General features: G+C 34.4%; 11 protein-coding genes. 9 read left to right on the forward strand and 2 right to left on the reverse strand.

The genetic code is table 11. The annotated features are described in order from the left end of the window. Nucleotides 1–151: 151 nt before the first annotated feature. From AHMF7616_RS22980 to AHMF7616_RS23005, 6 genes are all read left to right on the forward strand, one after another. Nucleotides 152–1,246, forward strand: a complete 1,095-nt coding sequence (locus AHMF7616_RS22980; RefSeq protein ID WP_233507717.1) for a DegT/DnrJ/EryC1/StrS family aminotransferase — start codon at nucleotides 152–154, stop codon at nucleotides 1,244–1,246. A gap of 5 nt (nucleotides 1,247–1,251) precedes the next feature. Further along, entirely contained in the window at nucleotides 1,252–1,962 is a 711-nt protein-coding gene (locus AHMF7616_RS22985; RefSeq protein ID WP_317047642.1) for a WbqC family protein, read from the forward strand. 12 nt (nucleotides 1,963–1,974) lie between these two features. Continuing rightward, nucleotides 1,975–2,958 (forward strand): hypothetical protein, encoded by a 984-nt coding sequence (locus AHMF7616_RS22990; RefSeq protein WP_115375013.1) that lies wholly within the window; start codon nucleotides 1,975–1,977, stop codon nucleotides 2,956–2,958. A gap of 251 nt (nucleotides 2,959–3,209) precedes the next feature. Continuing rightward, nucleotides 3,210–3,851, forward strand: coding sequence for a class I SAM-dependent methyltransferase (locus tag AHMF7616_RS22995; protein WP_115375014.1), 642 nt, complete (start codon nucleotides 3,210–3,212; stop codon nucleotides 3,849–3,851). Between the two features lie 40 nt (nucleotides 3,852–3,891). Beyond that, complete coding sequence (locus AHMF7616_RS23000) at nucleotides 3,892–4,593, forward strand: class I SAM-dependent DNA methyltransferase (protein ID WP_115375015.1); 702 nt, start codon at nucleotides 3,892–3,894, stop codon at nucleotides 4,591–4,593. Between the two features lie 32 nt (nucleotides 4,594–4,625). After that, entirely contained in the window at nucleotides 4,626–5,561 is a 936-nt protein-coding gene (locus tag AHMF7616_RS23005) for a glycosyltransferase (RefSeq protein ID WP_115375016.1), read from the forward strand. A 97-nt stretch (nucleotides 5,562–5,658) separates the two neighbouring features. Here AHMF7616_RS23005 and AHMF7616_RS23010 read toward each other — a convergent pair whose 3' ends face one another. Continuing rightward, on the reverse strand, nucleotides 5,659–6,675 hold the full coding sequence (locus AHMF7616_RS23010) for a glycosyltransferase family 61 protein (protein ID WP_233507719.1): 1,017 nt from the start codon (nucleotides 6,673–6,675) through the stop codon (nucleotides 5,659–5,661). A 300-nt stretch (nucleotides 6,676–6,975) separates the two neighbouring features. Between AHMF7616_RS23010 and AHMF7616_RS23015 the strand changes: the two genes are divergently transcribed. Next, a complete protein-coding gene (locus AHMF7616_RS23015) occupies nucleotides 6,976–7,884 on the forward strand; it encodes a beta-1,6-N-acetylglucosaminyltransferase (RefSeq protein WP_158546235.1) in 909 nt (302 codons plus the stop codon). Nucleotides 7,885–8,536: 652 nt separating this feature from the next. Here AHMF7616_RS23015 and AHMF7616_RS23025 read toward each other — a convergent pair. After that, nucleotides 8,537–9,331, reverse strand: coding sequence for a hypothetical protein (locus AHMF7616_RS23025; RefSeq protein WP_115375020.1), 795 nt, complete (start codon nucleotides 9,329–9,331; stop codon nucleotides 8,537–8,539). Nucleotides 9,332–9,920: 589 nt separating this feature from the next. On the opposite strand from AHMF7616_RS23025, the gene AHMF7616_RS23030 reads away from it, so the two are divergent. Both AHMF7616_RS23030 and AHMF7616_RS23035 read left to right on the forward strand, forming a co-directional pair. After that, nucleotides 9,921–11,687, forward strand: coding sequence for a FlgD immunoglobulin-like domain containing protein (locus AHMF7616_RS23030; RefSeq protein WP_158546236.1), 1,767 nt, complete (start codon nucleotides 9,921–9,923; stop codon nucleotides 11,685–11,687). Between the two features lie 146 nt (nucleotides 11,688–11,833). Continuing rightward, on the forward strand, nucleotides 11,834–13,633 hold the full coding sequence (locus AHMF7616_RS23035; RefSeq protein ID WP_147275763.1) for a PA14 domain-containing protein: 1,800 nt from the start codon (nucleotides 11,834–11,836) through the stop codon (nucleotides 13,631–13,633). The last annotated feature ends 178 nt before the right edge of the window (nucleotides 13,634–13,811 follow it).

Raw genomic sequence — 13,811 nt, forward strand, 5'->3', positions numbered from 1 at the left:
TACATAATTTTTTCATCACCCGCATTCAATATAGTAGATTAGTAATCACCTATTATATTTAACCTCTGCAAGCATTAATTAATGTATATAAATATATTAAATTTTGTATTTATATACTTAAAAAAATGATATATTTAGAAAACCTTCCTTTATGTCTAATCCGATAATTAATGTAACCAAAACTTACCTTCCGCCTTTAGAAGAGTATAGCGTATTGCTCAAAGGAATATGGGAAAGAGGTTGGGTGACAAACTTCGGACCTTTAGTTTTAGAATTAGAAGAGAAGCTTAAAAGATATTTAGGGGTAAAACATATCTTTTTTGTAAGTAATGGTACTATTGCACTACAGGTGGCAATAAAAGCATTAGAAATCAGAGGCGAAATTATTACAACTCCATTTTCTTACATAGCAACGGCATCTAGTATCGGATGGGAAGATTGTAAACCTGTGTTTGCGGATATTAATCCAGATACGCTTTGCCTTAATCCGAGATTAATTGAAGAAAAAATTTCTGTTCATACCCAGGCCATTCTGGCTACCCACGTTTATGGTAATCCATGTGATGTGGAAACGATAGAAGCTATTGCCGCAAAACACCAGCTTAAAGTAATTTATGATGCGGCTCATGCTTTTGGCGTACAGTACAAAAATCAATCGCTACTAAACTTTGGTGATATTTCTACTCTTAGTTTTCATGCCACTAAACTATTTCATACTATTGAAGGCGGAGCTATTGTTACGAATGACGAAGAATTAGCGCATAGAATTTCTTACATGATTAATTTCGGGCATAATGGTCCGGAAAATTTTTTTGGTTTGGGGATAAATGGTAAGAACTCTGAAGTACATGCAGCCATGGGGCTTTGCTTATTGCCCAAGATAGGAGATATAATTCGTAAACGCCGGGAGTTAAGTACCTTATATGATCGTTTATTACAAGATTTGCCCTTGACCCGACCCATTATAAGCAATGACGTAATATATAACTTTGCTTATTATCCAATTCTATTTCGAACGGAAGCCAACATGCTAATCGTAAGAGAAGCACTCAACAGGCACAATATTTTTCCGCGCCGGTATTTTTATCCGGCCCTTAGCACTTTAGATTTTCTGCAGATTCAAAATATGGTTGTGGCTGAAGATATTTCGCAACGCGTACTGTGCTTGCCTCTTTATCATGAATTACCGTATGCGACAGTGACGCAAATTACGCAAATCATTAATGATAATTTACGATGCGGATAGCTATAATGCAGCCTTACCTATTTCCGTACGTTGGATATTTTCAGCTAATACAGGCTGTAGACAAGTTCGTGTTATTCGACGATGTACAATATATAAAAAAAGGTTGGATCAACCGCAATTTTATTTTGGTTAACGGGAAGGCCACCATGTTTACGGTTCCTCTACAAAAGGCTTCTCAAAATAAGTTAATTAACGAGATAAAAATAGCAGATGAGGTAAACTGGAAAGAAAAGCTGCTCAAAACTGTGGAATGTGCTTATAGGAAAGCCGATCATTTTGATACGGTATTTCCACTTTTAGTAGATATTATCTCTGTGCGGGAAGAAAATATATCTAAATTAATTTATTTTAGTTTAAATAAAATTTTAAAATATTTAGAAATTCATAAACATCTTATTCCTAGTTCAACAATTTATGATAACAATGCGCTAAAAGCTCAACACCGAATCATTAATATATGTTTGAAAGAAAAGGCATTAGTTTATTTGAATGCAATTGGTGGGAAGGAATTATATGACAAAGAAACTTTTGAGCAACATCAGTTAAAGTTAGGGTTTGTTCGTCCTGTTTTTAGACCTTATACTCAATTTAGTGCTGAATTTTTACCGGGTCTCTCCATAATTGATGTCTTGATGCATAATTCTCCCGAGCAGGTAGTACATTTTTTTAAAGAATATATGTTGGAAGATGTACACAATGTAGAAACTTTTCATTAATACGAAAGATAAGTGAAGCAGGAGTTAATACCTTTATACTCGTTTCAGCGTTGGAAAGAAGCATTAGAAAATGTGCCCCATGCTTTTGGCCATACCTGGGAAAGCTGCTATGGGATGCACTTAACTACTGGTTTACCAACGTACCTTTATCTGTTTGAATCTGTAAATATAAAGGTCATCTGCCCCCTGGTAGAACGTAACTACCAGGGATATATAGATATTGTAACGCCTTATGGGTTTTCTGGGTTTGTAGGAAATCAGGAGGTCCCAGAATTCCCAGACCAGTGGAAAAAGTTTGTGCAGGAGCAAGGGTATGTGAGTGGATATATAGGATTAAATCCTCTTTTTGAAAAAGAGACGTACTTGCCCAAAAATGAAGTTTTTCATTACAATACATTGTATGTTCTAAATCTGCAATTAAGTACACTGGAGCTTTACCAGAAACTATCGCAGAATAGAAAACGGCAGTTAAAAGATTATAATGATAGCTCAAATGAGTTTACGGTAGATAAAAGCGTCTTGAAAGATTTTTTTCTTTCTAATTATCATACTTTCATGAAAGAAAGAAACGCATCTCAAGCTTATAATTTTTCTCTGCCAACGCTTTCTTATTTATTAGATTTAGAACATGTGTTATTAGTGGGATATGTTATAAAAGGACAAGTTAAATCTGTATCGGTAATTGCTTATACTGCTTATGCAGGAGAGTACTTATTTAATGTTTCTATGCCGGAAGCTCAAAATAAAACAGCGGCTTTATTATGGCATGGCATTCATTATTTAAAATTAAAAAAAGTGCCGTACTTAAACTTGGGTGGTGGCGTGAAAGAAAATGATTCCATCTCTGAATTTAAAAAAAGATTTGGAGCAATTGCACTGCCTTTAAAATGTTTAAAACAAATTTACATTCATTCCTTATACGAGCAGCTTTGTCAGGAGAAAGGGGTAGATTCTGCCAACAGGGAAGGTTACTTCCCAAACTATCGTAAACCATAATGTTTGTAGCTTAATTTAAAACAGATTGATATAAGTAAAATGAATTTTAGGTTAATGGAAATTACTTCTTAAAAATTATTATAGGTTTGCGAAAAGTTGTCTTTATTTCATTCTGGTATTTATCTGTGAAAGGTGCATATTACAATTAGGAGTTCTAATAATTACCGCGGTAAGGTAAATAGAAGACACAAATCATCTGATTATTTAAGTTAAACATAGCATTTGGGTTTACTTACAAAAGTATAAATGGCATGGAAAATAATAAGCAATATTTAGAGATTGTAAACCATTATGAAGATTGTTTAGCAAAGCACGGGGATACTCATTTAGGAGTGGATTGGCCGAATCTGCAAGATGTTCTGATTCGATACCAAGTTATGTTGGATGTGATTAGAGAAGGAAAGAGTAGTACTATATCACTCTTGGATTTTGGTTGCGGTACCAGTCAGCTGTATGATTATATTCAAAAAAACTTTTTTTCGCAAATTATCTATTATGGTCTCGATATTTCCCCGAAGTACATAGAGGTTGCACAAAATAAGTATCCACATTTACAGTTTTACTGTTTGGATGTTTTAATAGATGATAGTAAAATGCCGGAAAGTGATTACGTAGTAATGAACGGTGTTTTTACCGAAAAGCGTGGTTTAACTTTTGAAGCAATGTGGCATTATTTTCAACAATTAATCTTAAAAGTATTTAGTAAAGCTCATCGCGGTATTGCTTTCAATGTTATGTCGAAGCAGGTAGATTGGGAACGGGAAGACTTGTTTCATCTATCAATGGATCTTTTAGCTTCTTTTTTAAAAAAAAATATAAGCCGGCATTTTGTTTTTCGGCATGAATACGGCTTGTATGAATATACTGTTTACGTTTATAAATCACCTCGATAGTAAATAATAAAATAAACTACTATTTATATCATATTTTGTAATGTTTACAAAAACAGCGCAGTATTACGATGCTCTGTACCATTTCAAAGATTATAAAGTTGCTTGTGATAAATTAGTCAAACTAATTAAGCAATATAATCCTAAAGCTAAATCTTTATTGGATGTAGCATGCGGTACAGGAAAACATCTGGAATATTTAAAAGAAGAATTAACGGTAGCAGGTTTAGACCTGGATACTAACTTGTTAGAAGTTGCTCAAAAGCGCTGCCCAGAAGTGCCTTTTTATCACGGGGACATGACTAATTTTAAATTAGATACAACCTTTGATGCCGTTGTTTGCTTGTTTAGTTCTATTGCCTATGTTCGCACAATTGAAAACCTGAATAATACGCTAAAACAGATGGCTGAACACGTAAACCCGGGTGGATTACTCCTGGTGGAGCCTTGGATATTTCCCGAGAATTACTGGGTAGATAGAATTACAGCCAATTTTGTAGATCAACCAGACCTTAAAATTGCATGGATGTATAAAAGTCAATTAGAAGCTCTTACTTCTGTTTTCGATATTCATTATCTGGTAGCAAGCCCTGAAGGAGTAGAAAACTTTAGAGAAAAGCATATCATGGGCCTATGGACCGATGAGCAGTATAGACAGGCGTTCCGGAATATTGATATCGAGCCTGTATACGATGCTACAGGATTTTTTGGTAAAGGCATGTATTATGGAATTAAGCGCTCATAAACATTTGGCATTTAGTAGTTGATGATAATAGTATGCTTTTAGTTAGTGTTTGGATAACAACTTATAATCATGATAAATACATAGCAGAAGCTATTGATAGCGTATTAATGCAAAAAACAAACTTCGACTATGATATCATTATTGGGGAAGATTGTTCTCAGGATAAAACCCGGGAAATTGTAAAAGCTTATCAAGATAAACATCCAGACAAAATAAAGCTTTTTTTACCTGAAAAAAATTTAGGTTGTAATCCCATGTTTCATGCTACTTACCCCTTGTGCACGGGTAAGTACGTAGCCTGGCTGGACGGGGATGATTATTGGACGGATCCGTACAAGTTACAAAAGCAGGTAGACTTTATGGAGGCAAATACGGATATTGTATTTTGTTTTCACAAAGTTACAATAATAAACGAAAAAGATGATTCCCGCGGGGAGTCTGTGGATCCTCCCCGGAATACGGACGATACTTTAGATTTTGAACATTTCTTAGACGAAACAAACCCGGTAAATACACCTTCTTTTTTATGCAGAAACATATTAGGAAATAAACTTCCTGACTGGTTTTACACCTTGCCTATTGTAGATATGGGATTTTACTTCTTATTACTGGAACACGGAAAGGGAAAATATTTAAAAGAACCCATGGCTGTATACCGGGTGCATAAAGGAGGAGCTTGGTCGGGAGCTTCTTTATATCGCAACAATTATCAGCTCGCAATTTTTAACCAAATAATTCAGCCACATTTGCCTTCAATATACCGTCATAAGATTGATGTATTTATTTGCTTTCATTATTCTATTCTGTTTGAGTTAGATTATATGGCGGGTAATTATAAAGAAGCATGGAGAAGTTTTAATTCGATTAAGCAATACAAATTCAGGGGATTAAGGCAAAGAAAATTTTGGTTAGCAAAGCTGCTTTTAAAAATAATGTTTAAACCTTTTTGGAAGTATATGAGAAATTAATCTTACAGCTTTCATATATGTCTGAAACATATATGAAAGAATAGGTACGTGAATGTTTATATAAATTCTCATTAATCAAGTAGCTTTAAAAACAAATTTAAAAAATATCTTTTAAAGCAGTTATTAGAGTATTTTCCACTTCTTTTATGTCAATTATTAGAGCTGCGTTATTATTAAGTACGTAATCTTGTGAATCAATTAAAGGATTAGCTAAATCACATGGGATGCAATAATAAGGTAAAGACAATACGGCCGATAAAGAAAAGTAAGATGGATTGTTAAAGTTTTTATTCATAAGCTCAACTACAACAGAACCCGGGCTCATGAACATGATGTTGGTAAGATTTGCTCCATGAACCGAAACGATTATGGCGGTATCCAGCATTAAAGCTATTTGTTCTTCAAAAGTAAGTTCCTCAAAAAAGATTATTTCAAACGCGTGTTTTTTTAGAGTCGAGATAAGAATTTTCTCGTTAATTATTTGTCTTACGGATTGATGGGAACGCGAAACATAGATGCGCTTTACGGGTTTTTTACTTACCAAATTTAACTTAGTCAAAATAATACTGCGCACTTTGTTAATTAAATTAGGATCTTGAAATGATAAAGGAGCTGTTAGTTCTGGAAAGACTAATTTTTTTATCTTATACGAATCAAACCGTTTTAATAATAATAATCTATCAAATCCAAACAGCAAAGTTGTTTTCCTTATATATTCCGGCAATTCTGCAGGTACTAGTAATAAACAGTTAGGATAAACATTTTTTATTAATAATAACCTCGGTAGAGAATCTACCATCCAATGAAAATAATTTACTGATGCCCAATAATCATAAACCAAGGCAACGGGTTCAGACTCAACTTTAGAAACGCATTTATTCCATTGTTTTACAAGTATATGCCCTTGTCGAAAAGATTGAAAATCTTGTAACCAGGATAAGCTCGGTATAAATATTCGCAAATTTTTAAAAATTACCCCAGCGCCAAGTACATTTACATTTTTCAATAAATAAATGTGGCGTTCAGGAATATTAATAATAGTAGCAAAATTTTGGGCAAAGCTCTTAGGTAAATTATTAATGTTAACAGGAGGAGTTAGTGGATAATTACGCAAAGAAGGAAGAATCTGGATACTACGGGCCTTTATCCAGTACGGCAATATACGGGCTACAGTTCCGACAAAAAAGTAAATAAGTCGAAGAAAAATTGTCTTATAATATTTCATTAACTTTTGTAAACTAGATTGGCTTAGTTGACTAAGAGTATTTTTTTTAGTTTTATAAGTTAAACCTTGTTAAAATAAGTGTTTACATTTAAGTAAAATGCCGTAAAGATGCATGAATAAAACTAGAAATGCAGGTCAACTTTCATGGGTTTGATTAGCATGATTAGATCGAGTAGTAAAATTAGCCAGATGAAGATAGCCTATATAATCTTAGCGCACCGGTACCCAGAGCAATTAATACGTTTAGTAAAAAGGCTTCATACAGAATCAGCAATTTTTTTAATCCATATTGACAAGAAGGTAGATCCTGCTATTTATAAAAGTATTATAAATGAGTTAAAATGCCTTCAAAACGTACATTTTATAAAACGTTTTACTTGTTTTTGGGCTGGATTTGGGATTGTACAAGCTACTTATCAGGGTATAAAAGAATTAATTAATAACCATATAGCATTTGATTATTTGATTCTGCTAAGTGGTCAGGATTACCCAATTAAAACTAACGAGTACATACAGCAATTTTTGCAAGAGCACCAAGGACAATCTTTCATTAATTTTAATCCGTTTCCATTTGATGAATGGGAAGGTGAACGCGGTGGCTGGAACCGGATAGAGTATTGGCATATAATCACCCAAAAATTGTACTATATTTTACCTTGGCTACCTATTTCTTCAAATGGAAATATTTTAAAGAATATTTTTAAAAAAGTAATATCAAAACTAATAAATAAAAGAACCATTCCTGGTGGATTGCACCCGTACGGTGGAGCGCAATTTTGGTGTTTGCACCAAGAGCATGTAAAGTATATTCACCAATTTATTAGCAAGCATCCTAGCTATTTTCGCTTTTTCCGGTTTGTATACGTGCCGGACGAAATTTTATTTCAAACGATTATTGGCAATTCTAGCTACACTAACAAGTTGGAGAATGATACATTACATTATATAGATTGGTCTAGGGTTAATAAAATTTTTACCAAAACTGATCTTAGAGCTATTCAGCAAAATAAGTGCCTCTTTGCCCGTAAGTTTGATCGTACGGTAGATGCAGAAATTTTAGATTTAATTGATACAGAAATACTTGGTATTAAATTCTAAAAGAATGTGTGTTAATATTATTAGAATAGTATGCTTGCAAATAGATTCAAGATTTTGTTTTGTCAAAAACTAAGATTCAGTAATTATAGCTTTGTAGTTTGATGATGGTTTTGGTATAAGTAGTTTTTTTTAATTTGGTTTGAAAGATCGTTTCATGCCTTATTTATAATCTACAAAACCTATTTGCTGATTTTACTCTGATTATGGCAAAGCTTCGTCAAAAATATATTGTAACAAACAATTTAGGTGTTTGTTTTATTAAGTATAAGACTTTCTTTATTTATTAAAGTTTCAATTGAATACATGAAGTAAGCTAACGCGATAAATAATTCTTTATACTCCGTAATATCCCAACTTCTGATAAAGTTATTTCCAAAAGCTAAATATATAACTTGAGTAAATAAACATACAAGTAGAACAATACTTATTGTAAATATATTTTGCCATTGGTTTGTATAGAATCTACTATAACTAAACAAAATCCATAGAGTAGTAAAATAAGCTAGTTGACTGAACACTATATTCCACATGTCGTAATTGTAGGCAACAAATGTAGAACTTACTAAAACAATAAACCGACTAGGTATAAAAAACAATAAGGCACTCTTTTTTTTAAAAAAATAGGTATAATCATTCACAAAAGGGAATAATATCAAGAAAATAAATGAAAAAAATAAAATACATTTTCTGTTTCGTTGGAATAGAAATTATGTAAATTCATTTCATTTTGAATATTCCCTTCAAATATTTTTGGTGTTTTTATCGTAAAAATTCGTTGAAACCAAGAAATTTCTTCCATACCTATTACAAAAAAGCATAATCCAAACAAAATAGAAATTGCTAAAACTGATTTATATTCAGAAATGAGCTGGTGTTTTAATTTAAAACTTAAATAAATAAAAATGGCAGAACTCAAGAAAAACAGATAGGCCGTGATGATTTCGATAAGTTGATCTTCGCGGCTAATGTCCGAAAACTTTTCTGGGTTTTTTATAAATAGTGCTATAAAGGTGATAGAACATGAAATAACAGTAAGAATGATTGCCTTTTTAATTTTAACTGGTATTCTTCCTTGTGCAAATAATTCAATTGTGTTTTCTTTTGTATTATCATTAATACATTGTTCTTTCTTTGAATGAGAAAACAATTTTATACCGTAAATTAATAGAAAGCTACTGCTACCTATTAATGCTGTTCGTGTTAAATAAAGCTCGTTGAATTGAGGTTTATTTTCTTCAATTAGTTCGTAAATAAAATTTCTGTGTAAAAATCCGCCTTCCCAAAGCCCAGATACTGAATGATTATGGATGAAAATAATATCAATGGCTATAACAATCAGAATAAATAAAAAAGAAAGGAAGAATAGTAATAGAGATCTCAAATAATTATTTTTCAAAATCAGATTAGCCTTAAGGTCTTTATTGGGGGAAGCTGTGCTAGTTTTCATGTTATTACAGACTTGCTATCATAATAAAATTTATTTGTATTCAGAGTTAAAAATACTTACTGGATGTAAATTTTAGTAAATAATAGGTATGATAAAAGGAAGTGTAAACAAGGTATACGAATGCAAGTAGTTTGCTGTGAAAATTAGATTTTTTTAAATTTTTGTTGCCATAGCTACTACCGGAGAGTTAAAATTAATCCCTTTTATTAGATCATCGGATCACATTGATTTTTAATTTTATAAAGTTTTATGATTGACTCAACACGCTAATTACTATTTATAGATCGCTTTTGTGTTTCCGGCAGCTATTTTCTAATAATTATCACCTGCTTATAGAACGAATATTATAAAATATCAGTAAATTTATATATTAATTTTGAGTAATAAAACTCAAGGTTTTTTATTTGTTATGTTTAAGGCAAAATTTCTAGTTGTATTGTCTCTTATTCTTGTTTTTATCTCACCTGAATTTAAAACAAGTTTTTTTAGATTTGATTTCAGAAGAGCTCTTGCGTTTAGTAAAAAGGCTAGTCCTTCAATTAAGGAAAATAAATTTGTACAGAATAAATATGGGAGTAATAGGACGACATTGCCTGCTTCTACTTCTTTTACATTTACCTTAAGCAATAGTGCTAGAGTTAGTGCGGGTGTTTATATTACAGATGGCACTCTGATAAAAACACTTTGGAGTGGTATTTTCTATAAAGCGGGCACGCATACCGGAACCTGGGACGGCACCGACGACCAAGGACGGCGTGTGGCGGATGCTAACTATACTATTCGGGTGCTTTCTAATAATGTTACGTATACCTGGGAGGGTGTTATTGGGAATACATCCGATAGTTTAACTGGTTCTAAGGTGCTGCGATCATTGCAAGGCATAGCCGGTATGGCCATTTCTGGCAATACTGCTTATATAGCCACTCATTATAATGAAGGTTCTCCCGCTCAGCTTAAGATTCATTTAAATAATCCTCAAATCAGACAACCCTTGTTTTTAGATCATACAGGTACGGGCCAGAATACAACTTTTGTAGCCACAGATGATAATAAGGTTTATTGGGCTGGATTTGACCCGTTTCAGCCTACCCGTTCTTTTGTCTGGGCATCCCAGGTAAGCAATGATGCCGAAGTAAAGTTTGCTAAAGGCCAGACTCAGTCCACTACCTGGGGTAGAACTTATAGTAGTGCTATAAGCGCAGTTGATGCTCTAGGCTCGGTACCAACCGGATTAGCAGTTCAAAAAAAAGGTTCTTTTTTGTTCGTATCGCGCAAAAAATTAAATAAACTTTACGTGCTTCATAAAATTAACGGTGCTTTAATTAAAACTTTAACTATAACTGATGTAGGGCTATTAGCGGTAGATAACACCGACCGGTTATGGGTACAAACTGGCGGCAAATTAACTAAATATAAAGTAAATAGTATCGGCACTCTTTCCCGTACGGGCGTATCTGTTAGTGGGCTAGCAGATCCACAGGGTTTAGCGGCCTCACATAATGGAGCCCTTGTGGTTGTGGCTGACGGGGGAAATAGTCAGCAATTAAAAGCTTTTAGTAATGTAACGGGGGCTGCCGCCTGGACTTACGGACAAGCTGGCGGGTATGCTACTAATGCAACGGTAAACAACAGTAAGTTTTATTTTAACGATCCCAGCCAAAATGTAGCGGGTAGTTTTATTGCTTTCCAGTCTAATAATTCTTTTTGGGTGGGTGATACTGGCAACAGGCGGGCGCAACATTATTCGGCTAATCGGAATTATATAAAAAGAATTATGTATTTGCCGGGGTTTTATAGCTGCACAGTAGATAAAAATAACCCTAGCCGGGTTTTCGCCAATTACTTAGAGTTTAAAGTAGATTACAGCAAACCCCTGGCGGCTACTAATGGATCCTGGCAATTAACAAAAAACTGGGGCTATTTTTTAAAAAATACTTTATCCAATGTAGATAATAAAAGTTTAATTAATCTTCAGTTTGTTCATACTTTAAAAAACAATCGAACTTATGGTTTCTTGCCGACTCCAAAAAATAAATACCAGATTGTAGAACTGGTACCTGGTGCCAGAATTCGGTTTACAGGCATAGAGCTAGATCGTTCTTACCAATTATATGCCGATGGTTCTTTACGGAAAATTTCGGGAGAAACCAAAGAGAACAGCATACTCACTTGGAGTAAAAAGATATTAATGGGTTTCGATACTACCAAAAATCCTATATGGGGCATTGAAAAAACTATTGCGTCCTCACCGCCAATTACTTCCGAAGACCCCGTAGTAGGAGGACACGTTGTGCGCACCGGCGAAACAACTTCGTCGGGAATAGTAGTTGCTTTTGATGGGGGCGCGGCCGGTTAGGTTACCATTTAGGCGGTATTAAAGCCGGGACTAATAAATGGCTCTGGAAAACCTCTTTAGGAACATCTCCGGATTACCAGGGTATTTTTCCGGCAGATGGGGCATTTGATAACGGTAATGGGGTAGAATATGCCGGCAGCGTGGCCATGGCTTTAGATAAAAGCATCATCTGGGGCTATCACGGTGAATTTTGGAAGCAAGGTCAAACTAATAAATGGAATCATTTTTACGATAACGGACTATTTGTTGGTCAGTTTGGCATCACCCGCTGGGATATAGCAGGGAAAGTAGCCGTTAAAGGAATGGCTGGTAATAGTTTTTCACCGGTTATTGTAAAAACCAGTGATGGAGCGGCTTACTTGTATCATAACGATGAATCAGAGCACGGAGGAATCCATCGCTGGAAAATAAATGGTTTAAATACTATCCGTGAACAAGCCATTCCGATTAAATTAGTTGCAAAAGAGCAAGGTTTGTTAGGTCAATACTTTGCAGGAACAGATCTAAATAATTTTAATATTATAACTACTCGGGTTGATCCCTTAATCAATTTTAGATGGTTGGATGGCAAACCGGCAAATACAAATCTTACCAGTTCCGAAAATTTTTCGGTTAGCTGGATGGGCTACGTAAAGCCATTATACTCCGAGGAATATACTTTTTTTACTAATTCCAACGATGGTGTAAAGTTGTGGGTAGATGGTAAACTTTTAATAGATAAATGGCAGAAGCAAACAGTAACCCAAAATAGCGCCACTATAACCTTAAAAAGCGGTAAACGTTATCCTATCCGGCTAGAATATTTCCAGCATCTTAAACCTGCCGCTGTTTCCTTGTCATGGGCTAGTTTAAGCCAGCATAAACAGATTATACCTGCAGCACAACTTTCTCCGGTTGTTGCTCCCGACAGATCCGGTGGGTTTGATCTTTTAGAAAACTTACCTTATCAGGAAATATTACAAAATGATAAATACGGGTGGAAAAGAGACCCTGTAGCAGAAGATTATTCCCAACTTTATAGTAAATGGTGGAGCGCCCGCACAGGTTTTAAGTCTTTCAAAGCACAATCTCCGGATTTATTTGCTGTTTTCACCCAAAATTTAGGTAACTATTCAATCTCTAGGAACTTAGGAAACTTTAGCAATTTAGTAGCTTGGAAGTTAACTGGTATAATCAGTTACGAAGGCAATTATCCAAATAGATATGTTGCCGATGGTTTTGATGAATCTGGCGGAAGTTATTTGGAAGTGCTGGATAATCAAGGAAAAGTAATAGTCCGAACTTTTCAGAGCATTGATTTTAGTGATAATTGGAAAACGTATGTACAAGCTAATTCCAGAATAATAGCGCAAGGTTCGGAGATAATTATGCGAACAGAAGGTAGCAAACCCCAACCCATTACTATTACTGCTAATAAAGGGAGCATGGTAGTTACCTATGGACAGTATCCTGCCATTAACACGAAAGTTTTTGATCCGAAAAGTAACTGGCGGAATCCTAAAACATTGCGCTTGTATTTCTTTGGCAATGGTTTTAATTATTCACGGGTGATTGATATTGAAAGCATGCTTTTTTCTGTAACTTCTCCGGTGTCTGCTGCCTCTGAGTCAAGCCGTAAGGTGCCACAGATTTTAAATTTAGCAGATACTATTTCTTTAGAAACTATACCTGTTTCATCGCCGGATGATAAAGGGCATAGTGCTTCTTCTGATTTTGTGGTTTATCCCAATCCGGTACAAAGTATGTTACAAATAAAGCATCCGGAAATATTAAGTAATGGTTCTGTCGAAATTATTTCTGCGGATGGCCGAAGAATTAAAAAATGGCTACTGCGTAATGGTTGTACGGTTACTTCGGTTAATGTTGCGTTCTTACGCCAAGGCTTTTATCTGATAAAATTTAATAATATTAGTTCTGTTAAAACTATCCCGTTCATTAAACAATAACTGGTTTCAAGCTGATGTGTAATCATTCTTTAAACATTTTGGTTTAGATTTTTGGATAAAAAATTTCGTTTTTTACAGAATTGTATGGCTGAATAAGTTTACTACCTAGTCTACAGATATTTTGTGTACAAGCAAATAGCTCGAAACGGAGTATAAGAGTTGCGCACCTGGGCATAGT

Origin of the sequence: Adhaeribacter pallidiroseus, assembly GCF_003340495.1 — a bacterium.
In the GTDB taxonomy this organism is placed as follows: Bacteria; Bacteroidota; Bacteroidia; order Cytophagales; family Hymenobacteraceae; genus Adhaeribacter; species Adhaeribacter pallidiroseus.